Source organism: Bradyrhizobium cytisi (genome assembly GCF_008123515.1).
GTDB classification, from domain to species: Bacteria; Pseudomonadota; Alphaproteobacteria; order Rhizobiales; family Xanthobacteraceae; genus Bradyrhizobium; species Bradyrhizobium cytisi.
In genome coordinates this window covers 62,590-88,199 of sequence record NZ_VSSR01000014.1, presented here as the reverse complement: position 1 = coordinate 88,199, position 25,610 = coordinate 62,590, and the positions used below count along the sequence as shown (strand labels likewise).

Genomic DNA, 25,610 nt, shown 5'->3' with positions numbered 1-25,610 from the left:
GGTCGATCTGACAACAACAGGTGTGCCGCAAAAGAGTAAGCTGTCCGGTGGCCGCATCGGTGCTCCATCAAGCGATTGGGTGGCCAATACGCTCCCGCAAAGTTGATGTATCCGTCTTACACCGCTGGTCGCACTCAGCGCTCACGGTGTTACGGGACAATAGTAACTGGGATGCCAGTTGCATCTGACATGCAAGCTGCTGATTTAGTTGTAGAACGAGTCCGGGCGAACAAACAAAGTCGGATGTCCTGGTTTGATGACTACATTCAGTGTCACAGATGCGACAAACGCCAGTCCCGGCTAGACACCATCGTACAGAGACTTTTGTGATGAGATCAAATTGCCAGCTTGCGGGCCGCACGCGGGACGGCGGTAATAAGATCTGCGCACGAGACACTGAGCCGAGGCGCCCAGCGGTTCGCGTCGCTCACGATTTCGCCGAGCCCTGCCGACTAAAGCCTCTCCGACTCATGTCCGGCCGCTCTGGCGCGCCGCCGCCGCGAAATCCCGCTCGTTTGTAACAGACGAGCCCCGAGCCTGAACATGGCTTGTCTTCAATCCCACCTGAGGTTCGCTGGCATGGCAATTGCTGATCTCAAATCTGAAAGGCGCGGTTGCCCAGAGTTTGACGGTGCGACCGTCCGATTACTCGTACTCCCATTCGACACCAGCTTGAGTGGGCGCCCTGACACCTGATCCGGCCGGGTGTTGGTTGGAATAAGATAGCCATTCGGCCCACTCACGGGCGAACGGCAGCTTTTGAAATCCTGCGCGTTGATGGCAAAAAAGCTGAACTTCTGCAGAAGGAGCCGTCACTTCGTGCTCTTGCGTTGAAAGACGTCGATACAAGAGGACATCCTGGGAGCAGATCGTTACATCGTGTCCGCAGATGGCCAGATCGTGAGATCTCATCGGCGTCTTACTGAGAAGGACGTGATTGACGAGTTGTCCATGGCTGGTTCAAGTTGGATACGGTATCCGTGATGGCTTCGATTGACGATCGCTTGAATGAGATCAGATACGTGCGGAATGACATTTGGCGCTGTCGCAGAAGGCTTCAAAGCGAGCTAAGTGATCTCGAGCGTAAGATGCTCGAAGAGCGTCTGCTTGAGCGGCAGTCTGCCTTTGCACGGCTCCTAGCGACCACGTTTCCTTTTACATTGACACTGTGAAGCAAAATTCGGGACCTGCGCCGCGGGGGCATTCCGCGGAAATGGCATCCGTCCACAGAACGCCTGCGCCCGCGTCAGGAACGTAGCGCTCCGGCGCCGCGGGCCGTCGCGCCCCTCGTGGCCGCCGCCGAGCTGAAAGGCGTCGGTCTATAGCCTTGGTTCACCGACGTGCTGGCCCGCTGCGCGCCGTGAACGCCGATAATGGAATCGTTCGGGCACCCATCCAGGGGCCATCGCCGGGGGATACCGATCGCCTCGTTTCTGCGGCACCGCGGTCACCGTGAGTAGCTTTTATCCGACAGAGCGATCGAAGAAGCTTGAATCGGCCGTAGCGTCAGATTGTACAGAGCAGGCGAACGATATTCCAGACCAGGTGCAGCCGAATGATAAGACCCGTTCTCGCTTTTGTATTATGTTCCGCTCTCGGGTTGTTCGGGCTAAGCACGGGCGCGGTTGCGGACACAAGGCGGTACGCTTGCACGGTCACTGCCGCCGATCGAGAGCCGGTCGGAGTTCGGAATGAGCGGGTCATTCTCAGCGTTCAATATGGCTGCCGGATCGCGGGTGGTCTCTTGAGCGACGCGGGGATCACAGCAGTGTCGGTCAGCGAGTGGGCTGCTGACAAAGGAACATACTTGGCCTCCCTGGAATTTCACCGCGCGCTGGACGGAGTTGCAATTGGGCAACTCTCCGAGGCGACCGGCTTCTCTAGCATGGAAGGCGAGCAAGGCATTGCTGTCGCAACTTCCGGCACGACAGTATTCAAGTTCGCATCTGGCTCATTGGCAGCCCTTTCAGGCAAGACCCTTAAATTCACGACCAAACTCACTGGCCTGCGTAGCTTCGAATTGGACTTCACAGATTGGCCAGAACCTCTTCAATGGAAGTGACTGGTGTCTTACGCTGATTTCCGCAGGCGCTCGGGGCGCACGAATTACTGTCCATACTCTTAGCCTCACACAATACGTGCTCCCTGGCCTGTGTGCCGTCCTCCAAGACGAGCACACCCGCAACAAGTTAAGCTAAAACTCCGAAGGCACTCGAGCGCGGTAGAGCGTTCAAATTAACCTTCACCTGAGCCGATCAGCAGCTCTTTAGGGCGCTGATCAGCATCAGGGACGAACGGGGCTCGCAGAAGGGGCATCCCTTCGGCAGCCTGCGCGACACCGAAGCTATCCACAAGGAGCAAACGCAGCCCGATGATGAGCACGAAGAAGAAGAAGCTGCGGGCCCACAGCCGGGGCTCCGGCAACATTTTTGCTGATCTCGGCCTGCCGAACGCCCACGAGCACCAACTCAAGGCAGCCCTCGTCGTACAATTGAAGCGGTTGATGGCGGAGCGGGAGATCACTCAGACTGAAGCTGCGAGGCTGGTGGGCGTGAAGCAGCCCAACCTGTCAAGGATGCTTCGGGGGCAGTTCAGGTTGGTTTCGCTGGAAAAGCTGCTGCGCATGCTGACGGCGTTCGAGCAGGACGTCGAAATAACGGTAAAGCCACATCGGAAGCGTGGCGAAGCGGGCCGGATCACGTTTATTCCGGCCTAAGAGCTGCCGAAAGGGGAGGGTTCATGACGTCTAACGCGACGGCGGCCAAAAGCGCTCATGACCCCCCAGTGCCCGATCTGCAACCATGAGATTCGGCTGACTGAATCCCTCGCCGTCCCTCTTCTCGCGCAGACCCGCCAGCGTTTCCAGGAACAACTGGGCGAGCAAGGACGCGGAGGTCGCCCGAGAGACCGAAGCGCTCCAGCAGGAGCGCGAGAAGCTCCAAAGGAATCGTGAGCAGGTCGAACGCCAGGTCGTGAACCGACTGGCGGCTGAGTGCAGCCAACTCGTCGCTACAGAAGCGAGGAAGGCGCGCGAGGCAGCTTGATGGATTCGGCTGATTTCACCGGGGCTCCCTCTCTCTCGAAAAAGATCTCGGCTTGCAAGGCGGGCATCTTCCATCCGGAACGCAGATCGTAATCGGACACCGTTAGAGCGGGATCCGCGGCTGGAGTCTTCGCCAGGCCGAGTGCCGAATGCTGTGACATGGCGTCCAATGCGGATTTCCGAGGACCAATCAGCGCCCACACGAAGAACCCAAGCCAGCCGAGCACGGTGAAGCCAAAGACGACGTTCAGGATGGCCAACACCCGGGCGTAGTGATGCCGAACCTTGAAGGCGATGGTGGTTGGCAGAAGGTACGCCGCGGCCAGCGGGATCATTCCGACCAGTCCGACGGACATGCTCATCAAAGCGGAAAGCGCGACGATGGCAGCGATGAGTCCGATCCCGAAATGCCGGTGCTCGGTGATGTTCAAGGTGAGCGATGTCTCCTGGGCGATATCTTTCTTCGTTCCTGACTCGACCTTCAATGCGGCGAATAACCGATCTTTGGCGGCGTCGATTTCGCGGAGAGCTGATTGTTGTGTTTCAGACAGGGCGTTAGCGGGTACGCCTGTCGGTGCCAGACAGGGTCAGGTTTATAACAATCCGCATTCTGCCAGCTATCTAGCTCTACAGACGTGGGTTTTTGTATTCAACCAGCGCTGGCACACTCGTTGCAGACCCCTGCGCAAGAGGCGGCTGTTAGCCCTTTGCATCAACATGCAGAGGGACACGCCCCTGATGACAGGCAGTGAGTAAAGAAGCCGATATGACCAACCGCTGGAGAGCAGGCATGACTTCACCGAGACCCGTCTTGGTCAGCGATCCCGTCGACAAATCACCAGCATCACACACACGGCGCTCGCAGGCGCTCAGCCGAGATGAACTACAAGATCGTGAACGACCGCTGCCGCATGATCCAGAAGGCCGCGAAGTTGCGATCGGTAGGAGCGGTCATGGAGATTGCACGCTTTACACCTGAACGCCGGATCGGAAATCCGTCGGTCTACCGGAAAAGCGTCGCTTCTTGATTTGAGACGACGATCGAAAGGAAATTTGTATGAGCCGAGCAACTACCCAGAGCGTCGCTGAGATCAAGGCGCGCAACAAGCAGCTAATCGATGAGGTGTTGAAGGTCTACCCAGAGAAGACCGCCAAAAGGCGCGCCAAGCATCTCAGTGTTCACGAGGCGGGGAAGTCGGATTGTGGCGTCAAGTCGAATATCAAGTCCATTCCGGGCGTGATGACCATCCGTGGCTGCGCGTACGCAGGCTCCAAGGGCGTGGTCTGGGGGCCGATCAAGGACATGATCCACATTAGCCACGGTCCGGTCGGCTGTGGTCAGTACTCATGGGGCTCGCGGCGCAACTACTACGTCGGCACGACCGGCATCGACACCTTCGTGACACTGCAGTTCACCTCCGATTTCCAGGAAAAGGATATCGTATTCGGCGGCGATAAAAAGATCACCAAACTCATCGACGAGCTCCAGGAGCTATTTCCTCTCAACAGGGGCATCACCATTCAGTCCGAATGTCCGATCGGCTTGATCGGCGACGATATCGAGGCGGTCTCCCGAGAAAAGTCAAAGGAATATGGCGGCAAGACGATCGTGCCTGTGCGGTGCGAGGGTTTTCGTGGCGTGTCACAATCGCTCGGCCATCACATCGCGAACGACGCAGTTCGAGATTGGATCTTCGACAAGAGCGCCCCAGAGGCCAGCTCTAAATTTGAGCCGACGCCATATGACGTTGCGATTATCGGCGACTACAACATCGGCGGCGATGCCTGGTCGTCACGGATCCTGCTCGAAGAAATGGGCCTGCGCGTCATCGCCCAGTGGTCCGGGGATGGATCTCTGGCTGAATTGGAGGCGACGCCTAAGGCGAAGCTCAACATATTGCATTGCTATCGCTCGATGAACTACATCTCACGGCACATGGAGGAAAAATTCGGGATTCCCTGGTGCGAGTACAACTTCTTCGGGCCTTCCAAAATTGCGGAGTCGCTGCGCAAAATTGCAAGCTTTTTCGATGATAAGATCAAGGAAGGCGCCGAGCGCGTCATCGCAAAATATCAGCCGCTTGTCGACGCGGTGACCGCGAAATACCGGCCGCGGCTCGAAGGCAAGACCGTGATGCTGTTCGTCGGCGGCTTACGTCCTCGCCACGTCATCGGCGCCTACGAGGACCTCGGCATGGATGTTGTCGGCACAGGCTATGAGTTCGGGCATAACGATGACTACCAACGCACCGCTCAGCACTACGTCAAAGATGGCACGCTGATCTACGACGATGTCACCGGCTACGAATTCGAGCGCTTCGTCGAAAAGATCCGGCCAGACCTCGTAGGTTCCGGTATCAAGGAAAAATACGTCTTCCAGAAAATGGGCGTGCCGTTCCGTCAAATGCATTCCTGGGACTACTCGGGTCCTTACCACGGCTACGACGGCTTCGCGATCTTCGCCCGCGACATGGACATGGCGATCAATTCACCGATCTGGGGGAAGACCACGGCACCTTGGAAGGACGCTCCGCGGCCGAGCCTCATGGCGGCGGAATAGGAACGCCGACGCCTGGGCCCTTTCTTCCGCAGAGGAGGGGAGGGGCAGGAGAACGAACACAAGAACCTAAAGAGTGCCATGATGACACAGAACGCCGAACACATACTCGACCACTCTGAGCTTTTCCGGGGAGACGAATACCAGCAGATGCTGGCCAATAAGAAGGCGCTATTTGAGAATCCGCATGATTCCGCCGAAGTCGACCGTGTCAGAGAATGGTCCAAGACCCCCGAGTACCGCGAGAAGAACTTCGCCCGCGAGGCGCTAACCGTTAATCCGGCGAAGGCTTGCCAGCCGCTAGGTGCGGTGTTCGCCGCGCTCGGGTTCGAGCGCACACTGCCGTTCGTCCACGGCTCACAGGGCTGCGTCGCGTATTATCGCAGCCATCTGTCACGGCACTTCAAGGAGCCGACCTCGTGCGTCTCCTCGTCCATGACGGAAGACGCGGCCGTGTTCGGGGGGCTGAACAACCTGACCGATGGGCTTGCCAACAGCTACAACATGTACAAGCCGAAGATGATCGCGGTCGCGACGACCTGCATGGCGGAAGTCATCGGCGACGACCTCAACGCCTTCATCAAAACATCCAAGGAAAAAGGTTCAGTTCCCGCGGACTTCGACGTACCCTTCGCTCACACTCCTGCATTCGTCGGCAGCCACGTTACCGGCTACGACAACACGCTCAAGGGCATCCTCGAGCATTTTTGGGACGGCAAAGCCGGCACGGCGCCAAAACTCCAGCGCAAGGCGAACAACACGATCAACTTCATCGGCGGCTTCGACGGCTACACTGTCGGCAACATGCGTGAGATAAAGCGCATATTCGAGCTGATGGGGATCGGCTACACCATCCTCGCGGATAACAGTGACGTGTTCGATACCCCCACCGACGGCGAGTTCCGCATGTATGATGGCGGCACCACACTGAAGGATGCCGCGAACGCAGTCCACGCGAAGGCAACCATTTCCATGCAGCAATATTGTACGGAGAAGACGTTGGCCTTCATCAAGGGGCACGACCAAGAGGTCGTCGCCTTCAATCACCCCCTGGGCGTCAGCGCCACGGACGATTTCCTGATGACGCTGTCGCGTATCACCAACAAGGCAATTCCAAATGCGCTGGAGCAGGAGCGCGGGCGTCTGGTAGACGCAATGGCTGACTCTAGCGCGCATGTTCACGGCAAGAAGTTCGCGATCTACGGCGATCCCGACCTCTGCTATGGCGTGGCCGCATTCTTGCTGGAGCTCGGCGCTGAGCCGACCCACGTGCTCTCGACGAACGGGAGTAAGGCCTGGGGGCAGAAGATGCAGGCGCTGTTCGCGAGCTCGCCGTTCGGTAAAAACTGCCGCGCCTTCCCGGGCAAGGATCTCTGGCACATGCGTTCGCTCCTGTTCACAGAACCGGTCGATTTCCTGATCGGTAACACCTACGGCAAGTATCTCGAGCGTGACACTGGAACACCGCTAATCCGCATCGGGTTTCCCATCTTCGATCGCCATCATCACCATCGTTATCCAGTGTGGGGCTATCAGGGTAGCATGAATGTGCTGGTCAAGATTCTCGACAAGATCTTTGATGAGATCGATAGAAAAACCAGCTCGGTTGGCAAGACAGACTACAGCTTCGACATCATACGCTAAGGCGAGCGCCCCGCCTCATCGTCCGCAGGAACAGCGGCGCTGTGGCGGGGATCACAGGTTATCCGCCGGCCATCCTCTTGGTCTGTGCGGTGTCTTGACATCCCCGAAAGAGACACCATGACTTCGCTTCCCACGACCATACAGGACGTCTTTCACGAACCGGGCTGCGCCAGGAACGCGAGCAAGTCGAACGTTGAGCGCAAGAATGGATGCACCAAGCAGCTGAAGCCGGGCGGTGCCGCCGGCGGGTGTGCCTTCGATGGCGCCAAAGTCGCACTGCAGCCCTTCACCGATGTCGCCCATCTTGTGCACGGTCCAATCGCCTGTGAGGGCAATTCCTGGGACAATCGCGGTTCCGCCTCCTCCGGCTCCGATCTTTGGCGCAGAAGCTTCACCACAGACATGAGCGAGACCGACGTCGTGTTCGGCGGCGAGAAGCGGCTGTACAGGGCAGTCAAGGAGATCACAGAGAAATACGACCCACAGGCCATCTTCGTCTACCAGACGTGCGTGCCCGCGATGATCGGTGACGACATCGATATGGTCTGCAAGGCGGCCTCCGCCAAATTCGGCAAACCAGTCATTCCCATCAATGCACCGGGATTTGTGGGGTCGAAGAACCTTGGCAACAAGCTCGCAGGCGAAGCACTGCTGGAGCACGTCATCGGTACCGGAGAGCCCGATTACACCACTCCATATGACATCAACATCATCGGCGAATACAACCTGTCCGGCGAGTTCTGGCAGGTCAAGCCGCTGCTCGATGAGCTCGGAATTCGGATCCTGTCGTGCATCTCGGGGGACGGCAAGTATCGCGAGGTCGCTTATTCGCACCGAGCCAAAGCCGCGATGATGGTCTGCTCAAAGGCAATGATCAACGTCGCAAGCAAGATGAAGCAGCGCTACGGCATCCCGTTTTTTGAAGGCTCGTTCTACGGTATTGAGGATTCCAGCGATTCACTGCGCCAGATTGCGCGCATGCTGATCGAACGTGGCGCGCCGGCTGAGCTGATGGAACGAACGCAAGCCCTGATCGCACGCGAAGAGACCAAAGCCTGGACTGCGATCGAACGTTTCAAGCCGCGCTTTGCCGGCAAGAGGGTCGTTCTCATCACCGGTGGCGTGAAATCCTGGTCGATGGTGGCCGCTTTGCAGGAGGCCGGGCTCGAGATCGTCGGCACGTCCGTGAAAAAATCGACCGAAAAGGACAAGGAACGTATCAAGGAATTAATGGGCCAGCACGCCCACATGATCGAGGACATGTCGCCTCGCGAGATCTACAAGATGCTCAAGGACGCAAAAGCCGACATCATGCTCTCGGGCGGCAAGTCACAATTCGTCGCACTAAAGGCGGCGACGCCATGGCTCGATATCAACCAGGAGCGCTGCCACGCCTATATGGGCTATATCGGGATTGTCAAGCTCATGGAGGAGATCGAGAAAGCGCTCTACAATCCGATATGGGATCAGCTCCGCCAAGCCGCGCCCTGGGATGAGTTCGAATGGAAGCGTCAGGCAAAGACGGTTGCGCAGATGCATGCGCAAGCCGCTGATCCAGTTCGGGGCACGAACACGAACGGCGTCAAGACGATAAGTTTCTCCAACCAAAGTGAGGCCGGCGATGGTGAGAGCGCGATTGCGGCGCATGGCCCGAACCTCGTCGAGCCCGCCAAGCCGTGCACCAATTCCACCGCAAGGTGCCTTGCTTGTAAGGACATTCGTTCCGGTCTCCAGCCACCGGCGCTGCAGGCGGCTGAGTAGGAGAACGACATGGCGATCGTCACTGCCTCGAAGAAAGCCTGTTCGGTCAATCCGCTCAAGATGAGCCAGCCGATCGGCGGCTCATTTGCCTTCATGGGCCTGCGCGGCGCGATGCCGCTTTTGCATGGCCCGCAAGGTTGCGCCTCCTTCGGGCTGACGCTGTTCGTGCGCCATTTCAACGAAGCCGTGCCGATGCAGACGACCGCCATGAGCGAGGTTGCCACCGTGCTCGGCGGTCACGAGAATCTCGAACAGGCGATCCTCAACATCTACAATCGCGTCAAGCCCGAGATCATTGGTATCAATTCGACTGGCGTCACCGAGACCAACGGCGATGACGTCGAGGCCTTCATCCGGTTGATCCGTCAGAAGCATCCGCAGCTCGAAAAGCTTCCTCTTGTCTACGTCTCGACGCCGGATTTCAAGGATGCCTTTCAGGATGGCTGGGGCAAGACAGTGGCGCGGATGATCGAGGTGCTCGTGGCTCCCGTCGACGAAGCGAGACCGCGCGATGGCTCCCGCGTCAACGTGCTACCTGGCTGCCACCTCACGCCCGGCGATCTCGACGAGCTTCGCACGATCTTTGAGGATTTTGGGCTCAAGCCCTCCTTCCTGCCGGATATTGCCGGTTCGCTGGATGGCCACATCCCCGGCGAATTCACGCCGACCACGATCGGCGGCATTGGAGTGGACGAGATCGCGACCATGGGGCAGGCGGCCTGGACGATCGCGATCGGCGCGCAAATGCGCCGTGCGGCCGAGATCATGCAGGCGCGGACAGGCACGCCGTTCCGTCTGTTCGGGCGGCTCTGCGGCCTTATTCCAAACGACGAATTCATCGCGTTCCTGAGCCAGATCAGCGGCCGGTCGGTGCCCTCGAAATATCGCCGACAGCGTGGACAGCTGGCAGACGCCATGCTGGATGCCCATTTCCATATCGGCGGCCGCAAGCTCGCGATCGGCGCCGAGCCGGACTTGTTATTCGATCTCTCCAGCTTCCTCCACGAGATGGGGGCGCAGGTAACGGCTGCGGTGACGACGACGAACGCACCGGTGCTTCAGCGGGTCAGGACCGAGGACGTCCTGATCGGCGATCTGGAGGATCTTGAAGAGCTTGCGAGGTCACGTGACTGCAACCTCTTGATGTCGCACTCACATGGTCGCCAGGCCGCTTCGCGACTCAATGTTCCGTTCCTCCGGGTGGGCTTTCCGATGTTCGATCGCCTTGGCGCTGCGCACCTCACGACCGTTGGCTATCGCGGCACGCGCGATCTGATCTTTGATATCGCCAATCTGATCATCACCGACCGCGAAACCAACCATGGGCCGACGCCCGACACCTGGCCATCATCTGCGGTGACCTGCAGGTCCATCCGCCCCAGTCGCATTGAGCAGGGAGAGAAAAAACACGGATGAAAGTTGCATTCGCCACTCAGGACTTGAAGCACGTCGATGCGCACTTCGGCTGGGCCAAGAACATCGCGATCTACGAAGTCGGCCCGGACGGGCATCGGTTTATTGAGGCGGTTCAGTTCGGCGGTGACCTCACGGAAGACGGCAATGAGGATAAGCTGGCGCCGAAGATCGAGGCGATCAGGGACTGCGCAATCCTCTATGTTGCGGCGATCGGCGGCTCGGGTGCTGCGCGAGTCGTCGCGAGCAACATCCATCCGATGAAGGTGCTGCAACCAGAGCCCATCGACGACCTTTGCGTCAAACTCGAAACCGTGCTGAAGGGGTCGCCGCCGCCCTGGCTGCGGAAGCTGCTCACCAATAGCCCGGAACGTACGGTGGATTTCGAATCCTGAAGGAAAGAGGATGCCCGATCAGTCTGAAATCACTCCAGCCGCCGCCGCGGCGGAGCGGCCATTTCTCAAAGAGCTCATCAAGATCTGGCGCGCCCAGGACACCCACGGCGCCTGGGAGGGCAAGAAGGACCTCGACCTGCTCGACCCCTACATTCTCGACAAGCGCAAGCGCCGTGCGCTGCCGATCGTTGGCAATCCCGACCCCGAAACGATATGGCGACTGCAGTTGTTCTTTGACGCCATTGCGCTCTCGATCGAGAAGGCGACGGGTGTGATGATCTCGCCAATGCTGAAGATGCATCATGAAGGGTTCGGCCGGATCGTGCTGATCGGGGGCCGGCTCGTTGTCGTGAGCAAGCAGCTACGGGACGTGCATCGCTTTGGTTTCAACAATCTGTGTCATCTTGCCGAGCAAGGCGACGAAATCGTCAACAGTGGTGTTGAGATGATCCGCGAGTTCCCGGAAGTGGCGAATTATTGAGGCAAGTATGAGCGATGTTGAAAGCCTGAAAGCGGAAATAAAGAAGCTGTCGGCCAAAGCGACCCAGGCCAAGATGGACCTCCACGACCTCTCCGAGGAGCTGCCCGTCAACTGGACCGCGATCCTGAGCGTGGCGCAGAAGGCCCACGACGCCTTCAGCGAGCTCGAAAGCAAGCGCCAAGATCTCCAGGCGCTAAACAAAGCATAACGGACCTCAAGCCATGTCATTCAGGACCCGCGACGGCCGCGATTGGAGGCCGGACTACCTGGTTTGGATCGATCCGAACAAGTGCATCGGCTGCGGCCGCTGCTACAAGGTCTGCGGCCGCGAGGTCATGACGCTGAAGGGCCTGAGCGAGGACGGCGAGATGATCGATCTCGATGAGGACGACGATGAGGTCGAAAAGAAAGTCATGGTGATGAAGGACGAGGGGGCCTGCATCGGCTGCAGCGCCTGCGCCCGGGTCTGCCCGACAAACTGTCAGACCCACGCGCCAGCTGCTTGAACCGACTTTCTCGCTATGAACAGGGGCGGTTTGTCAGAAACAAAGGTAGCGGGAAATCCGGCATCGAGCCGACGACATGTAGGGCGCGAAGCCTTGAACCCTGTCGAAAGTGCGCGTCAATGCTAAGCTTGGAGTGAATCATGGTCAAAAAAGGTGTGCCGTTGAAGTCGCGGATTGAAAGGCCAACGGCCTCGACTCCAGATGATGATCCCTATCTATGGTTGGAAAAGATCGAAGGCGGACGGGCGTTGAACTTCGTCGAGCGGCAGAATAGCAGAACGCTGCGGGTGTTCGGCGGAGCGGCGTTCGAACGCGACCGCGATACGCTCGCCGCGATCTACGATCGGCCCGACAAGATCCCCTATGTCAGCCGGCGCGGCGAGCATCTGCACAATCTCTGGAAGGATGCCACGAACCCGCGCGGCCTGTGGCGGCAAACCTCGCTCGCGGAGTTTCGCAAACCGCGGCCAGCGTGGGAGACCGTGCTGGACATCGACCGGCTTGCGGCAAGCGAGCGCGAAGACTGGCTACTGAACTCGACAAGCTCACTGCCGGGAAGCCCGCGAAACATCTTAAGCCTGTCGCGCGGCGGCAGCGATGCCGTCACCTTGCGGGAATTCGACGCCGACACGAGGAGCTTCGTCGCGGACGGCTTTGCGATGCCGGAAGCCAAGGGCGGCGTCGACTGGCTCGACACGGACACGCTGCTGCTGTCCAGCGCCCATGGCGAGGGCATGGTCACGAGCTCCGGATATGCGAGGACCGTTCGCCTGTGGTGTCGTGGCGAACCTGTGGATCGGGCAGAAGTGATCTTCGAGACCGCGGCTGATCACATGCGTGTCTATGGCCGCGCGGACCATACCGGCGCGGTCCCGCGTACCTGGATCATCGATCGGATCGACTTCTTCAACCACCGCATCTGGCTGCGCGATCACGCCGGCACCACCACGAAGCTCGAGCTTCCGACCGGCATCTGGATGCAGGCCCATGGCAACTGGTTTGCGATGAAGCTGCGCCAGCCCTGGTCGACCGGAGGTCGAACCTATGCCACCGATGCCGTCCTCGGCATCTCGCTTTCGGCTTTCCTTGCAGGCAGCCGCGACTTTTCGCTCCTGTTCGAGCCCGGACCGCGGCGCGCATTGCAGGAGTTTTTCTGGACCGCGGGCAGGCTGGTGCTGTCGATCCTCGACGAGCTCAAGCCGCGATTCGAGATCTGCACGCCGTTCGCCACGGGCTGGAACCGCGCGATACTCGGCGGCCTCCCCGACATCGGCGTCGTCGACGTCTGGCCGCTTGATTGCCATCCGTCCGACAGCAATGGCGATTTGCTTGCCAATATGCAGGATCCCCTGACGCCGCCCTCGCTGCTATTGATCGAGCGCGGCGTCGAGAGCCCGACCGTGCTGAAGCAGGCGCCGAAGACGTTCAACGCCGACGGCCTCGTGGTGACGCAGCACGAGGCGATCTCGATCGACGGCGAGCGCATTCCCTATGTGCAGACCGGTCCCGCGACCGAGACTGGTGATGCGCCGGTCTATATGACCGCCTATGGCGGGTTCGGGCTCGCGGTGAAGCCCAATTACAACTCCGCGCTCGGCAAGCTGTGGCTGGAGCGCGGCGGCACCCTCGTGCAGGCCAATTTGCGCGGCGGCGGCGAGTTCGGCACGCGCTGGCACGATGCCGGCCGGCTCGCCGGCAAAAAACTGTCGCACGACGATTTTGCAGCCGTTGCCGCCGACCTCGTGCGCCGTGGCGTCACGAAAGCAAAGCGCATTGCAGCCGAAGGCGGATCAAATGGCGGCATCCTCATCACCAACATGTTGACGCGATATCCCGAGCGTTTCGGCGCGCTGTTCTGCACCATCCCGCTGATCGACATGCGCCGCTACACCAAACTGCTCGCCGGCGCGAGCTGGATCGCGGAATACGGCGATCCCGACAAGCCGGAGGAGTGGGACTGGCTGAAGACCTACTCCGCCTATCACAACGCAAAACCCGGCCAGCCCTATCCGCCGATCCTGATCGCCACCACGCGGCGCGACGACCGCGTCCATCCCGGACATGCGCGCAAGATGGCGGCAAAGCTCCAGGCGATGGGCTACGAGGCTTATTTCTACGAGCCGGCGGCCGGTGGCCACGGCCACGGCAAGGACAACAAGGAGCGCGCCGGTTTCGAGGTGCTCGGCTTTGAATTTCTGAAGAGCAAGATTGGCTGGCAGGACGGGGAGGCGTCAGCGAGCTAGGCAATTGCTAAATGACATTCGTACGATATCGACCAGGGCGAGAGGCAATCTGACCGACGTCCACAACCTCCCGCACGACCGATTCGATATCCTGCGCGCTTGAACCAACGCATAGTGGAGTTAGTGTCTCGCCGGGACTTTGATAAGGACCGTTTCTCTTCACCAACTCTATGACCTCACTTGCGTGCTGAATCTCATCCCGGTGCTGCGCGTGATCTTCCAGGACTGTGACCGGACTGCTTCTTGCCTGCCCTTTAGAAGGTATCCTCACAAAAGCTCGCCATTTAAAGTTCGTCAATTCGGCGACAGGATTATCTTCCAGCGGCGGCAGCCGCGGCCGCGCTTTCTTTAGGAAGCAGGAACACCGAGTAGGAGGAGCGCGCAATCAGACGGGCCGAGCGAGCGAGGCTCATACTAACAGCTATTTTGCCGGTGCCGCGCGCCGGCGGTTACGGCAGCGATCATCAAAACGTCAGGTGCGATCGTCATGATGGGCGGGGCATAAAACCCCACCGCCCGAAGCGCACGACCCGCGTCCGATGTCTGACATCGAACGAGACCGCCAGCTACAAAAGCACCGTCGTGTTGAGCCGCCGAGGCAATTTCAGACCGAATCAGGTGCGTGATGTGCGTTGCTGGCGTTGGCACGGCCATTGCTGCTGAGACTGAGCACGGTGTCAGGCGGAGTGCATGCAGACGCGCTCTCTCGTTCATTGAACTCGTGCCCCATTTCTTAGAGACAAACGAGCTTGCGCATACAATCGCGCGAAGGTTTGGGAATAGCTTTGGAGAACAACGTGATCCTCCGTATGGAGTCGCCAGCTCCTCCGATCAGGGTGGAAAGCTGGGTACGTGGCGAGCCCCTCACCAACTTTAAGTTGGGTACGCTGTATATTGTCGAGTTTTGGGCGACTTGGTGCGGCGGATGTGTGGCGGAGATTCCCCATCTCGCGCAGCTGCAAGAGAAATACAACGATAGCGCGGTTGAGGTCATTGCAGTTGCAGCTTCCGAGCGAGGCTCAACGGCCGAGGAGGCGCGAACAAACTTGGACGCGTGGTTGACCAAGAAAGGCTCCAAGCTGAACTTTCGGATCGCGTTCGATTACGCCGGAAAAATGAAGAAGCTTTGGATGGCGCCCAGTTTTTCTACCACTATCCCGACCTCATTCGTCATCGACCGTGACGGTCACGTCGCCTTTATCGGTCACCCGATGCAACTGTATGACGTGTTTCCAAAAATCGAAAATGGCACCTGGCGCACCAGCGATGAAGCCAAAGCAGCTGAGGCGGAGCGAATCGCTGAAGCAGAATCTAAAATGCGTGAGAAAGCCCGGATGCAAGCGTTCTGGGGCAAACTTGGGCCGACGCTGAAGGCGCAGGATTGTTCGACGGCGCTTTCGGCCGCTAAAGAAGGCGTCGCAGTGATGCCGGACGACATCAACGTTCGCGTAGTTCATGCGGATCAACCCTTTACTCCAGCGGAGGACAACTCTGATTTCCCGCATTCTGATCGCTTTGCGATGGGCAAGGAGTTGGCCGAACACATCCTCGCGCTGAACTCTCCAGATGGCCGGGCCGGCCCGAAGTTTCTGTCCTATGTGGTGGTCGCTCAGTATTATTACGAAAGCGGCAACAAGGATCGTGCGGTCGAGTTAGTCGAGTCGGCGGTGAAGTCGCTGGACGGCCCGGGGCCAATGGGGGCTGAACAGAAGGCGCATTACCTGCGAGTGTTGTTTAGCGCCTTGGCCAAGTACAAGGATGTGGAGGCAAAGCTGTTCTCGGGGACGAAGAACGCCTTGGTCTGAATTCTTGGCCTGAATTTAAGAAAATGCGGCTCGCGGCGGACGAGCGGTGGCCCAAAAGCGGGTGCCGCGGAACGCCCAAGGTGCGCCGAAGATCGCGGTGAGACACCTTGCCGCATGGAGAGGACGAGGACATGAGCGGGTCGCAATTCGAGCGCGCAAACATCGTGGCAGAACAGCTGTCGGCGACGGTCGCCTCGAAAACGACCGATCCGATTCAGGAACACAATTCGCGTCCGCCGGCCGTGGGCCTCTACGATCCGAGCCTTGAAAAAGATTCCTGCGGCGTCGGCTTCATCGCCAACATCAAGGGCAAGAAGTCCCACGAGATCGTCTCGGATGCGCTCAGCATCCTCTGCAACCTCGAGCATCGCGGCGCTGTCGGCGCCGACCCCCGCGCCGGTGACGGCGCCGGCATTCTGGTGCAGATCCCGCATGCCTTCTTCAGCCGCAAGGCCAGGGAGCTCGGTTTCGCGCTGCCAGCTCCGGGCGAATACGCCATCGGCGCGCTGTTCCTGCCGCGCGACACCGCCTGGCGCAACGTCATCAAGAGCATCATCGCTGACCAGATCGAGGAAGAGGGCCTGACGCTGCTCGGCTGGCGCGACGTGCCGACCGACAACTCCTCGCTCGGCGTCACCGTGAAGCCGACTGAGCCCGCCTGCATGCAGGTGTTCATCGGCCGCAACGGCACCGCCAAGACCGAGGACGATTTCGAGCGCCGGCTCTACATCCTGCGCAAGTCGATCTCGCAAGCGATCTACCAGCGCCGCGACCGCGGAGGTGCCGGCTATTACCCCTGCTCGATGTCGTGCCGCACCGTGATCTACAAGGGCATGTTCCTCGCCGACCAGCTCGGCAAGTACTATCCCGATTTGCACGAGGCGGACTTCGAGAGCGCGCTGGCGCTGGTGCATCAGCGCTTCTCAACCAACACCTTGCCGGCCTGGTCGCTGGCGCATCCCTACCGGATGATCGCGCATAACGGCGAGATCAACACGCTGCGCGGCAACACCAACTGGATGGCGGCGCGCCAGGCGTCCGTCAGCTCGGACCTCTATGGCAAGGACATCAGCCGGCTCTGGCCGATCTCCTATGAAGGCCAGTCGGACACCGCCTGCTTCGACAACGCGCTCGAATTCTTGGTGCAGGGCGGCTACTCGCTGCCCCACGCCGTGATGATGATGATTCCGGAGGCGTGGGCCGGCAATCCGCTGATGGATGAGACGCGCCGCGCCTTCTACGAATATCATGCCGCGATGATGGAGCCGTGGGACGGCCCCGCTGCGATCGCGTTCACCGACGGCCGCCAGATCGGCGCCACGCTCGATCGCAACGGATTGCGGCCGGCGCGCTATCTCGTGACCAAGGACGACCGCATCGTGATGGCATCCGAAATGGGCGTGCTGACGATCCCCGAGGACCAGATCATCACCAAGTGGCGGCTCCAGCCCGGCAAGATGCTGCTGGTCGACCTCGAGCAGGGCCGCCTGATCCCCGACGACGAGATCAAGGCCGATCTCGCCAGGAGCCACCCCTACAAGGAATGGCTGGAGCGGACCCAGATCGTGCTGGAAGAGCTGCCGAAGGTGCCGACCACCGGCGTGCGCTCCAACCTGTCGCTGCTCGATCGCCAGCAGGCGTTCGGCTACAGCCAAGAAGACATCGCCATCCTGATGACGCCGATGGCTTCCATCGGCGAGGAAGCGGCCGGCTCGATGGGCAACGACACGCCGATCTCGGCGCTGTCGGCCAAGGCCAAGCCGCTGTTCACCTACTTCAAGCAGAACTTTGCGCAGGTCACCAACCCGCCGATCGATCCGATCCGCGAGGAGCTGGTGATGAGCCTGGTCTCGATCATCGGACCGCGACCGAACCTGTTCGACCTTCAGGGGCTTGCCACCACCAAGCGCCTCGAAGCGCGCCAGCCGATCCTGACCGACGCGGATCTGGAAAAGATCCGCTCGATCTCTGATGTGGCGGAATCGCACTTCAAGTCGCGCACGCTGGACACCACCTTCCACGCCGGCCTCGGTGCGGCCGGCATGGACCAGGTGCTCGACGAGCTCTGTGCGCGCGCCGAGAGCGCAGTGCGTGAGGGCGTCAATATCATCATCCTGTCCGACCGTATGGTCGGCAGCGACCGCGTGCCGATCCCGTCGCTGCTGGCTTGTGCGTCCGTGCACCATCATCTGATCCGCACGGGCCTGCGTACCTCGGTCGGTCTCGTCGTCGAATCCGGCGAGCCGCGCGAAGTGCATCACTTCGCCTGTCTTGCGGGCTACGGCGCGGAAGCGATCAATCCGTATCTCGCGTTCGAAACCATCATCGCGATGAAGGACCGCCTGCCCGGCTCGCTCGACGACTACGAAATCGTCAAGCGCTACATCAAGTCGATCGGCAAGGGCCTGCTGAAGGTGATGTCCAAGATGGGCATCTCGACCTACCAGTCCTATTGCGGCGCGCAGATCTTTGACGCCATCGGCCTGAAGGCGGAATTCGTCGGAAAATTCTTCGCCGGTACGCACACCCGCGTCGAGGGCGTCGGTCTCGCCGAGATCGCCGAAGAGGCGGTGCGCCGTCATGCCGACGCGTTCGGCGAGGCGCTGGTCTACAAGACCGCGCTCGATGTCGGCGGCGAATATGCCTACCGCAGCCGCGGTGAGGACCATGCCTGGACCGCGGAGTCGGTCGGGCTGCTTCAGCACGCCGCGCGCGGCAACTCGCTGGAGCGCTATCGCGCCTTCGCAAAAATCCTCAACGAGCAGTCGGAGCGGCTTCTGACGCTGCGCGGCCTGTTCCGGGTCAAGAGCGCGGAGGAAGACAAGCGCAAGCCTGTAGCCCTCGACCAGGTCGAGCCGGCCAAGGACATCGTCAGGCGTTTCGCCACGGGGGCCATGTCGTTCGGTTCGATCTCGCGCGAGGCGCATACCACGCTCGCGATCGCCATGAACCGGATCGGCGGCAAGTCGAACACCGGCGAAGGCGGCGAGGAATCCGATCGCTTCAAGCCGCTGCCGAACGGCGACAGCATGCGCTCGGCAATCAAGCAGGTCGCTTCGGGCCGTTTCGGCGTCACCACGGAGTATCTCGTCAACTCCGACATGATGCAGATCAAGATGGCGCAGGGCGCCAAGCCCGGCGAAGGCGGCCAGCTGCCCGGTCACAAGGTCGACGCGACCATCGCCAAGGTTCGTCACTCGACGCCGGGCGTCGGCCTGATCTCGCCGCCGCCGCACCACGACATCTACTCGATCGAGGATCTGGCGCAGCTCATCTACGACCTCAAGAACGTCAACCCGGAAGGCGCGGTCTCGGTCAAGCTCGTCTCCGAGATTGGTGTCGGCACAGTCGCGGCCGGCGTTGCCAAGGCGCGCGCCGACCACGTTACGATTGCGGGCTTCGAGGGCGGCACCGGCGCTTCGCCGCTGACCTCGATCAAGCATGCCGGCTCGCCTTGGGAGATTGGGCTGGCCGAAACCCACCAGACGCTGGTGCGCGAGCGGCTGCGCAGCCGCATCGTGGTCCAGGTCGACGGCGGCTTCCGCACCGGACGTGACGTCGTGATCGGCGCGCTGTTAGGTGCCGACGAGTTCGGCTTCGCCACGGCGCCGCTGATCGCGGCCGGCTGCATCATGATGCGCAAGTGCCACCTCAACACCTGCCCGGTCGGCGTCGCGACGCAGGATCCGGTGCTGCGCAAGCGCTTCACCGGCCAGCCCGAGCACGTGATCAACTACTTCTTCTTCATTGCGGAAGAAGTCCGCGAGATCATGGCCTCGCTCGGCTTCCGCAGCTTCAACGAGATGATCGGTCAGGTGCAGCTGCTCGACCAGACCAGGCTGGTCGCGCACTGGAAGGCCAAGGGCCTCGACTTCTCAAAACTGTTCGTCAAGCAGAAGGAAGAGAAGGGCCAGAAGATCTATCACTCCGAGCGCCAGAACCATCATCTGGAAGCCGTGCTCGACCGCACGCTGATCGAGAAGGCCACGCCTGCGCTCGACCGCGGCGCGCCGGTGAAGATCGAAGCCACGATCAACAGCACCAACCGCTCCGCGGGCGCGATGTTGTCGGGCACGGTCGCCAAGATCTACGGCCATGCCGGCCTGCCGCATGACACCATCCATGTCAGCCTCAAGGGCACCGCCGGCCAGGCCTTCGGCGCGTGGCTGGCGCAAGGGGTCACCTTCGAGCTCGAAGGCGAAGCCAATGACTATGTCGGCAAGGGCCTCTCGGGCGGCAAGATCGTCGTCAAGCCGCCTGCCAACAGCGGCATCGTGCCGGAAGAGAGCATCATCGTCGGCAACACCGTGATGTACGGCGCCATTCAAGGCGAGTGCTACTTCCGCGGCATCGCCGGCGAACGCTTTGCCGTGCGCAATTCCGGCGCGGTCGCCGTGGTCGAGGGTGCGGGCGATCATTGCTGCGAATACATGACCGGCGGCATCGTGGTCGTGCTCGGCAAGACCGGGCGCAACTTCGCGGCCGGCATGTCCGGCGGCATCGCCTATGTGCTGGACGAGACCGGAGATTTCGACAGATTGTGCAACCTCCTGATGGTCGATCTCGAGCCGGTGCTGTCCGAAGAGCTGATCAACGCCGGTACCTATCATCATACCGGTGACCCCGAGGCGCATGGAGGGGTCGACGTGTTCAAGAACCTGCTCGACTCCGACGTCGAGCGGCTGCACGTCCTGATCACGCGCCACGCCAAGGCGACCGGCTCCAAGCGCGCCGCCGACATCCTTGCCAATTGGAAGGACTGGCTGCCCAAATTCCGCAAGGTGATGCCGGTCGAGTACCGGCGCGCGCTGCGCGAACTGGCCGCCAACGCGGACGCCGAGCCGAAAATCGCGATCGAGCTCCGGGAGCCTGAGAACCACTGACATACCGAACACCGCACGCGCCCGAGGTGCAGGTATAGCGCTAATAGCGCTCCCACACGCGTCCGCCACCGCAACCCGAAGCAGATCCTCACGAGGTAGGGCCGGCTGAGACGTTCCTGTCTGGTGATCACGCGAGATCGTTTTGACCTCCCCACGCGTCGTTCTGAGGAAACTACGGGATCGGGGCCGCCGCGTCTCTGGAGCGCAATGACAGTGAGGGTTGCACGACAGCAGGTGAGGGCTGCTATACGCTCGCCGTCGCCTGGTCAGTTGAAGTCCATCGAAGATCGGCAAAAAGACGCATGATTTGATCGTCACTGCCCTGCTGATTGCACCAATCAAGATCAATTGTCGCTTAAAGTAGGCAATCCCGACGAAGGTGCTTGGAATAGCGCGCGCCGCTTTGCCAGGGAGGCGCACACCAGAGTCACACCCTGCGCCGGTGGTCCGTACATGCCACAAGCATCGCAATTGGCGACCCCGCTGTTGAAGTGCGAGCGCCGTGTCGCGGAAATGGGAGATGCATGGGGGAGATTCCAGGTAACGCCGACAGGAAGGCGAGAATGCGCAATGACTATCCAACCACGGTCAGCGAGGTTCTGCGCGGTATGCGGTGGGGAAGAGTCGGGCTTATCCGCTACTACTGCTGGCAAACGGCGCTTTGTTCTAGGAAATGCGTCAACCGCTTCCACGCGCGGCGCGAGGCCGACCACAAATGGCTTCGCTTCTTGCGAACAGCTTGATGCGTGGCACCCGACTCGCTGCAGCCGCCGCCGTGCTCTCGCAAGATGGACGCCTGCAGAATAGTTCTGCTGCAATCATGGATTCAGGCTGTGACGCTTTCAAGAGTGAGTGGACGAATCAGATGACGGAGACCTCGGCAACAATCATCGACTTCACTGCTTACAGGATGAAGCGCGCTGCGGCCAAGCTGTCATCCGACAAGGTCGGCTCGATAGCGCCCTATGAAGCGGTCGCATCCTTCTATTTCTTCTGGTGCTTGCTAGCCTTGATCCCGTTTGCCTCGCTGGATCTGCCCCGCATCGAAACAGCAACCTTCGTGAGCAATCCTTAAGGACGCCGCGGATGGCCGAAGCCGAGGCTGAAGGAGAAATCCACCCGCCTCTCGAACTCGGCGTGCTGCTGATTACAGCGGCGGGCACTCGGGCAGGTATCTCCGACCGAGCTCAGCACCTCCACCAGTTCAGCGACAGCTTCGTCCTCCGACACTCCCTGCGGCGGATCTTGCCGGGCGATTTCGCAGGCGCGCAGGCGCGCTGGCGCGCAGCGGATCGGCGCGGTCCTGCGTCCAGCCGTGCTCCTCGCACTCGCGGATGGCGCCGGCTTTCCGCAGCACGGAGATCGCCCAGCCGCTGAGCGTGCCGATCGCCGGCGGTCTTTCCTTGAACATCAGCATAGTGATCGCTCCTCGCGCGACATCTCAGCGCCGCTCAGGCCGGCAAAGGCCTGGAGCACAACGCCAAAGCCGATTCCATACACCGTCGATCAGCCCTCTGAAATATGACCGCGATCATGAGCCGATCATCATTGGAATGTTCGGATCCCGATGGACGCAATCAGCCGGACCCTCGCGGCCAGCCGCCCCTCGGTGCAATTGACGACAGTATGGCCAACACACGACTAGCAGAGCGGCCGTGTGATCTCCCAAACGTAGGCCGACAAGTCCATCACGAGGGTTTGTCAGAGCCAGTCCCAGGCGAAGCGGTACAGCGACTCACTCTGGGTGCAGTGACTCTCTCTGCGGCAGACTCGTCGAGCTGGCGAGGGGGGTCTGAGGCGATGCCTCAGACGGGGCGGTTTTCGCCTCTGTTCTTCACCGGCTCCATTTTGGCCAAGCCGTCCTCGTATGAGATCTCGCTGTATGATCCACCGATGTCCTTGGCCGCGTCGAGCAAGTAGTCGAGCCTACCGGCCGTACCGAGCTTCTTGATGTCATTCTTGTCGACGCTGGCGAGGTCCATCATCTCCTTCCACACAGTTGATTCGTCGCAAGGCAGAATGCGGAAGGTGATGTCGCCTATCTTGATGCGGTACTTCGCGAGCAGATCAATGTTGTTGCAGAAGATGAAATAGCTGCCTTTTGGGCTCAGCCTGCCAACCAGCACCTTTGCGGCCTCGGGTAGATACGCGAAGGAATGCAGATATCCGGCAAGGACCGGGATGGTCGGTTCGCCTTCCTGCGCGATCGCAAGAACTTGTTCGATGGAATAGTCCGGCGGTCGTTTTTCGTCGGCGAGCTGGGCTTGGAACTTCAGCGCGATGTCGCCCCGGAATCCAAATCGCCCCGACTTCGTTGTTTCACTCTTAAGCACCGCATTCAATAGCCGCCCCTCCTTGTCCAACGGGCCAAGAGCAGTGTTGTCAATCGACGTCATGGAAAGGCTCCTCATCAATGCGTGGTGTGCACGCGTCGCGCAATGCGACGTGTCCGCTACGCTTATGCAAGTTGTTTGCCGTCACGCTATCTCTGCGGCGTAAGCGGCGGCTTGGCGCTATGTGCATGGATACGTGCTGGCACCGTCACGAGGTCTCGGCCGGATGACGCCGCGGCCGGCAAGCCTCGTGTCGAAAACCCGACACACAGGTCGCGAATCGAACAGTTGCCGCCTGCAAACCCTTCATTTCAGCTGCATCTCGACTGGCATGGGATTTGCGAATCGTGCCTTGCGACAAGACCTGAGAGCGAGTCAGAAATGATCAACCTAACGGATAACGCCATCAACACATTGAAGGCCGCAATCTCCTCGACAGCGCAGCCGGCGAGCGGTTTGCGGATCATGGTCGAAGGCGGCGGCTGCGAAGGGTTCACATACAAGATGGATCTCGCCCATGGGCCGAACTCCGATGATGCCGTGATCGAGCAGGGCGGCATCAAAGTCTTCGTCGATAGCGCGAGCCAGGCGCATCTCAACGGCACCACGATCGACTTCGTGGTTTCGCCCGAAGGATCGGGGTTCCGATTCGACAATCCAAATGCCAAGTCGAGCTGCTCCTGCGACAAATCGTGCAGGTGAGCCTGTCTTCGGACCATCCGCAATAGAAGAGCTTCGAAACATGGGCATCAAGACTGAACTAACGAAGCAGCCTCCGATTTCTGAGCCTTCCGATCGCGAGCAAATTGTCCGTGCCGTGCTCGATGAGAATCGGGCGAGCCTCAGGCGTGATCGTGGAGATTGTGAGCTCATAGTCAGGCTCACCGGCGCCTGCATGTTGTGTAAGCTTGCGGGCACGACGCTCGCGGCCATTCCGGCGCGTCTGATCGAGCGGCTCGGCGAGTTCGTCCGCCTGATCCCGCTCGCCGGAGCTGCCAAAGTGGGACATTAAGTGCAGAGCGGACAGTCCGTGCGGCCGATCTACCTGGATAATAACGCGACGACCCGTGCACATCCTTTGGTCGTTGCGGCGATGCTGCCGTTCTTCTCTACACAATTCGGCAATGCGTCGTCCGCGCATGCATTCGGCAGCGAGGTTGCGCCCGCATTGAAACAGGCGCGCCGGAACCTACAGGCCCTAATTGGCGCGGCATTCGATCATGAGATCGTCTTCACCTCAGGCGGGACTGAATCCGACAACACAGCGATCCTGTCTGCGCTCGCCGTGCAGGAGGGGCGCGACGAGATCGTCACAACGGCCGTTGAGCATCCGGCCGTTCTGTCCCTTGCCGAGGAGTTGGGCCGACGAGGAATCAAGACCCATGTCATTCCGGTTGATGCAAGCGGCCGATTGGACATCGAGACTTATCGCAACGCATTGTCGAGGCGCACGTCAGTCGCCTCGGTCATGTGGGCCAATAATGAGACGGGTACAATCTTTCCGGTGAAGTCCCTCGCCAAGATGGCGCGCTCAGTCGGCGCGCTCTTTCACACCGACGCAGTCCAGGCGGTCGGGCGGATTCCGATTGACCTGAAGGCTACGGACATCGACATGCTGTCGCTCTCCGGCCACAAGCTCCATGGTCCGAAGGGGATCGGCGCGCTGTATGTGCGCAAGGACATCAAGTTCCGGCCGCTGATCTTCGGCGGCATACAAGAGCGGCGTCGCCGCGCTGGCACCCAAAACGTTCCGGGTATTGTTGGGCTCGGCAAGGCGGCGGAACTCGCTGCGGCACACCTCATAGAACAGCAGATGCAGATTGGCACCCTGCGCGACCGGCTGGAGCAAGGCATTCTCGCTCTCGGCTGTTGCATGGTGCTTGGTCACGTCAAGAACCGCTTGCCAAATACATCTAACATTGCCTTCGAGCATATCGAAGCGGAGGCCATCATCCACCACCTGAACCGCAACGGAATTGCCGTCTCACTCGGTTCAGCCTGCGCGTCCGGCTCGATGGAGCCATCCCATGTCCTGCGCGCGATGAGAGTACCACCCGCCTTTTTGCGCGGCGCGGTTCGCTTCTCGCTGTCGCGCGAGACGGCGCCGGATGAGATCGACCGTGTCCTGCAAGTCCTGCCGGACATTACTGCCAAACACAGAGCCTTGTGGCGTGCGTGTCAGGAGCGCGCGGGCGAGAGCTCACAACGTGCGGAGCTCCTATGAAGGTCATGATTCGCCGTTCGCCCGAGACGGGCCTTTCGATTTACGTGCCAAAGAAGGATCTTGAGGAGCCGATTGTCGAATGGGAGCACGAGACGCTGTGGGGCGGTTGGATCAGAATCGCGAACGGCTGGGTGCTCGACCTACCCGCGATGGCGAATGACACCACCCTACCAATCACTATCAACGCCAAGAAGCGCGGCGGCGAAGCACCCGAATGATGAATGCTGCGGTTCCACAGAACCTCGCCAACCGGCGGATGCGGAAGCTATTCTTGGCGGGGCGGTCCGGCACCTGCGAGGAACGCGACACCATGCCCTGGCTT

Annotated in this window: 21 protein-coding genes and 1 pseudogene; 19 read left to right on the top strand and 3 right to left on the bottom strand. The window is 60.3% G+C overall.

The annotated features are described in order from the left end of the window. The first annotated feature begins 1,768 nt into the window (after nucleotides 1-1,768). Nucleotides 1,769-2,062 carry a hypothetical protein gene (locus tag FXB38_RS43685; protein WP_246229752.1) on the top strand — a complete coding sequence of 98 codons (294 nt, stop codon included), beginning with the start codon at nucleotides 1,769-1,771 and terminating at the stop codon, nucleotides 2,060-2,062. A gap of 309 nt (nucleotides 2,063-2,371) precedes the next feature. After that, the gene (locus FXB38_RS08915; protein ID WP_148750496.1) at nucleotides 2,372-2,716 is read left to right on the top strand and encodes a helix-turn-helix domain-containing protein; all 345 of its coding nucleotides are present in this window, start codon (nucleotides 2,372-2,374) and stop codon (nucleotides 2,714-2,716) included. 293 nt (nucleotides 2,717-3,009) lie between these two features. Here the strand turns inward: FXB38_RS08915 and FXB38_RS08905 are convergent, their stop codons facing one another. Further along, nucleotides 3,010-3,474, bottom strand: a complete 465-nt coding sequence (locus FXB38_RS08905; protein WP_148750495.1) for a superinfection immunity protein — start codon at nucleotides 3,472-3,474, stop codon at nucleotides 3,010-3,012. A gap of 447 nt (nucleotides 3,475-3,921) precedes the next feature. Here FXB38_RS08905 and FXB38_RS42615 point away from each other — a divergent pair, with 447 nt between their 5' ends. The 13 genes from FXB38_RS42615 (at nucleotide 3,922) to FXB38_RS08840 (ending at nucleotide 21,806) form a co-directional block, all read left to right on the top strand. After that, nucleotides 3,922-4,071 carry a hypothetical protein gene (locus tag FXB38_RS42615; RefSeq protein ID WP_187434754.1) on the top strand — a complete coding sequence of 50 codons (150 nt, stop codon included), beginning with the start codon at nucleotides 3,922-3,924 and terminating at the stop codon, nucleotides 4,069-4,071. A 29-nt stretch (nucleotides 4,072-4,100) separates the two neighbouring features. After that, entirely contained in the window at nucleotides 4,101-5,603 is a 1,503-nt protein-coding gene (gene nifD, locus FXB38_RS08900; RefSeq protein ID WP_148750494.1) for a nitrogenase molybdenum-iron protein alpha chain, read from the top strand. Nucleotides 5,604-5,684: 81 nt separating this feature from the next. After that, nucleotides 5,685-7,244 carry a nitrogenase molybdenum-iron protein subunit beta gene (nifK, locus tag FXB38_RS08895; protein ID WP_148750519.1) on the top strand — a complete coding sequence of 520 codons (1,560 nt, stop codon included), beginning with the start codon at nucleotides 5,685-5,687 and terminating at the stop codon, nucleotides 7,242-7,244. Nucleotides 7,245-7,361: 117 nt separating this feature from the next. Continuing rightward, a complete protein-coding gene (gene nifE, locus FXB38_RS08890) occupies nucleotides 7,362-9,005 on the top strand; it encodes a nitrogenase iron-molybdenum cofactor biosynthesis protein NifE (protein WP_148750493.1) in 1,644 nt (547 codons plus the stop codon). Nucleotides 9,006-9,014: 9 nt separating this feature from the next. Beyond that, nucleotides 9,015-10,421: a nitrogenase iron-molybdenum cofactor biosynthesis protein NifN gene (gene nifN / locus FXB38_RS08885; protein ID WP_148750492.1), complete on the top strand. Its 1,407-nt coding sequence runs from the start codon at nucleotides 9,015-9,017 to the stop codon at nucleotides 10,419-10,421. Beyond that, complete coding sequence (gene nifX / locus FXB38_RS08880) at nucleotides 10,418-10,813, top strand: nitrogen fixation protein NifX (RefSeq protein ID WP_148750491.1); 396 nt, start codon at nucleotides 10,418-10,420, stop codon at nucleotides 10,811-10,813. The genes nifN and nifX overlap by 4 nt, the downstream gene beginning before the upstream one ends. 10 nt (nucleotides 10,814-10,823) lie before the next feature. After that, a complete protein-coding gene (locus FXB38_RS08875) occupies nucleotides 10,824-11,294 on the top strand; it encodes a NifX-associated nitrogen fixation protein (protein ID WP_148750490.1) in 471 nt (156 codons plus the stop codon). 7 nt (nucleotides 11,295-11,301) lie between these two features. Then, the gene (locus tag FXB38_RS08870; protein ID WP_148750489.1) at nucleotides 11,302-11,502 is read left to right on the top strand and encodes a CCE_0567 family metalloprotein; all 201 of its coding nucleotides are present in this window, start codon (nucleotides 11,302-11,304) and stop codon (nucleotides 11,500-11,502) included. 13 nt (nucleotides 11,503-11,515) lie between these two features. Continuing rightward, nucleotides 11,516-11,800 carry a ferredoxin III, nif-specific gene (fdxB, locus tag FXB38_RS08865; protein WP_027515607.1) on the top strand — a complete coding sequence of 95 codons (285 nt, stop codon included), beginning with the start codon at nucleotides 11,516-11,518 and terminating at the stop codon, nucleotides 11,798-11,800. Nucleotides 11,801-11,940: 140 nt separating this feature from the next. After that, nucleotides 11,941-14,043 carry a prolyl oligopeptidase family serine peptidase gene (locus tag FXB38_RS08860; RefSeq protein ID WP_148750488.1) on the top strand — a complete coding sequence of 701 codons (2,103 nt, stop codon included), beginning with the start codon at nucleotides 11,941-11,943 and terminating at the stop codon, nucleotides 14,041-14,043. A 797-nt stretch (nucleotides 14,044-14,840) separates the two neighbouring features. After that, on the top strand, nucleotides 14,841-15,848 hold the full coding sequence (locus FXB38_RS08855) for a TlpA disulfide reductase family protein (protein ID WP_246229750.1): 1,008 nt from the start codon (nucleotides 14,841-14,843) through the stop codon (nucleotides 15,846-15,848). A 131-nt stretch (nucleotides 15,849-15,979) separates the two neighbouring features. Then, nucleotides 15,980-20,731, top strand: a complete 4,752-nt coding sequence (gene gltB, locus FXB38_RS08850) for a glutamate synthase large subunit (protein WP_148750487.1) — start codon at nucleotides 15,980-15,982, stop codon at nucleotides 20,729-20,731. 715 nt (nucleotides 20,732-21,446) lie between these two features. Further along, nucleotides 21,447-21,806, top strand: a complete 360-nt coding sequence (locus tag FXB38_RS08840; protein WP_148750485.1) for a hypothetical protein — start codon at nucleotides 21,447-21,449, stop codon at nucleotides 21,804-21,806. An 89-nt stretch (nucleotides 21,807-21,895) separates the two neighbouring features. Here the strand turns inward: FXB38_RS08840 and FXB38_RS08835 are convergent. Both FXB38_RS08835 and FXB38_RS08830 read right to left on the bottom strand, forming a co-directional pair. Continuing rightward, a pseudogene (locus FXB38_RS08835) lies at nucleotides 21,896-22,148 on the bottom strand (hypothetical protein); the annotation flags it as partial. A gap of 388 nt (nucleotides 22,149-22,536) precedes the next feature. Further along, entirely contained in the window at nucleotides 22,537-23,127 is a 591-nt protein-coding gene (locus tag FXB38_RS08830) for a hypothetical protein (protein WP_148750484.1), read from the bottom strand. A gap of 318 nt (nucleotides 23,128-23,445) precedes the next feature. Here FXB38_RS08830 and FXB38_RS08825 point away from each other — a divergent pair, with 318 nt between their 5' ends. Genes FXB38_RS08825 through nifT form a run of 4 tightly spaced genes read left to right on the top strand, consistent with a single transcriptional unit; the run spans nucleotide 23,446 to nucleotide 25,506 of the window. Next, on the top strand, nucleotides 23,446-23,766 hold the full coding sequence (locus FXB38_RS08825) for an iron-sulfur cluster assembly accessory protein (RefSeq protein WP_148750483.1): 321 nt from the start codon (nucleotides 23,446-23,448) through the stop codon (nucleotides 23,764-23,766). A 40-nt stretch (nucleotides 23,767-23,806) separates the two neighbouring features. Continuing rightward, nucleotides 23,807-24,076 carry a NifU family protein gene (locus FXB38_RS08820; protein WP_148750482.1) on the top strand — a complete coding sequence of 90 codons (270 nt, stop codon included), beginning with the start codon at nucleotides 23,807-23,809 and terminating at the stop codon, nucleotides 24,074-24,076. Nucleotides 24,077-24,094: 18 nt separating this feature from the next. Continuing rightward, on the top strand, nucleotides 24,095-25,288 hold the full coding sequence (nifS, locus tag FXB38_RS08815; RefSeq protein WP_187434753.1) for a cysteine desulfurase NifS: 1,194 nt from the start codon (nucleotides 24,095-24,097) through the stop codon (nucleotides 25,286-25,288). After that, entirely contained in the window at nucleotides 25,285-25,506 is a 222-nt protein-coding gene (nifT, locus tag FXB38_RS08810) for a putative nitrogen fixation protein NifT (protein ID WP_148750480.1), read from the top strand. The genes nifS and nifT overlap by 4 nt, the downstream gene beginning before the upstream one ends. The last annotated feature ends 104 nt before the right edge of the window (nucleotides 25,507-25,610 follow it).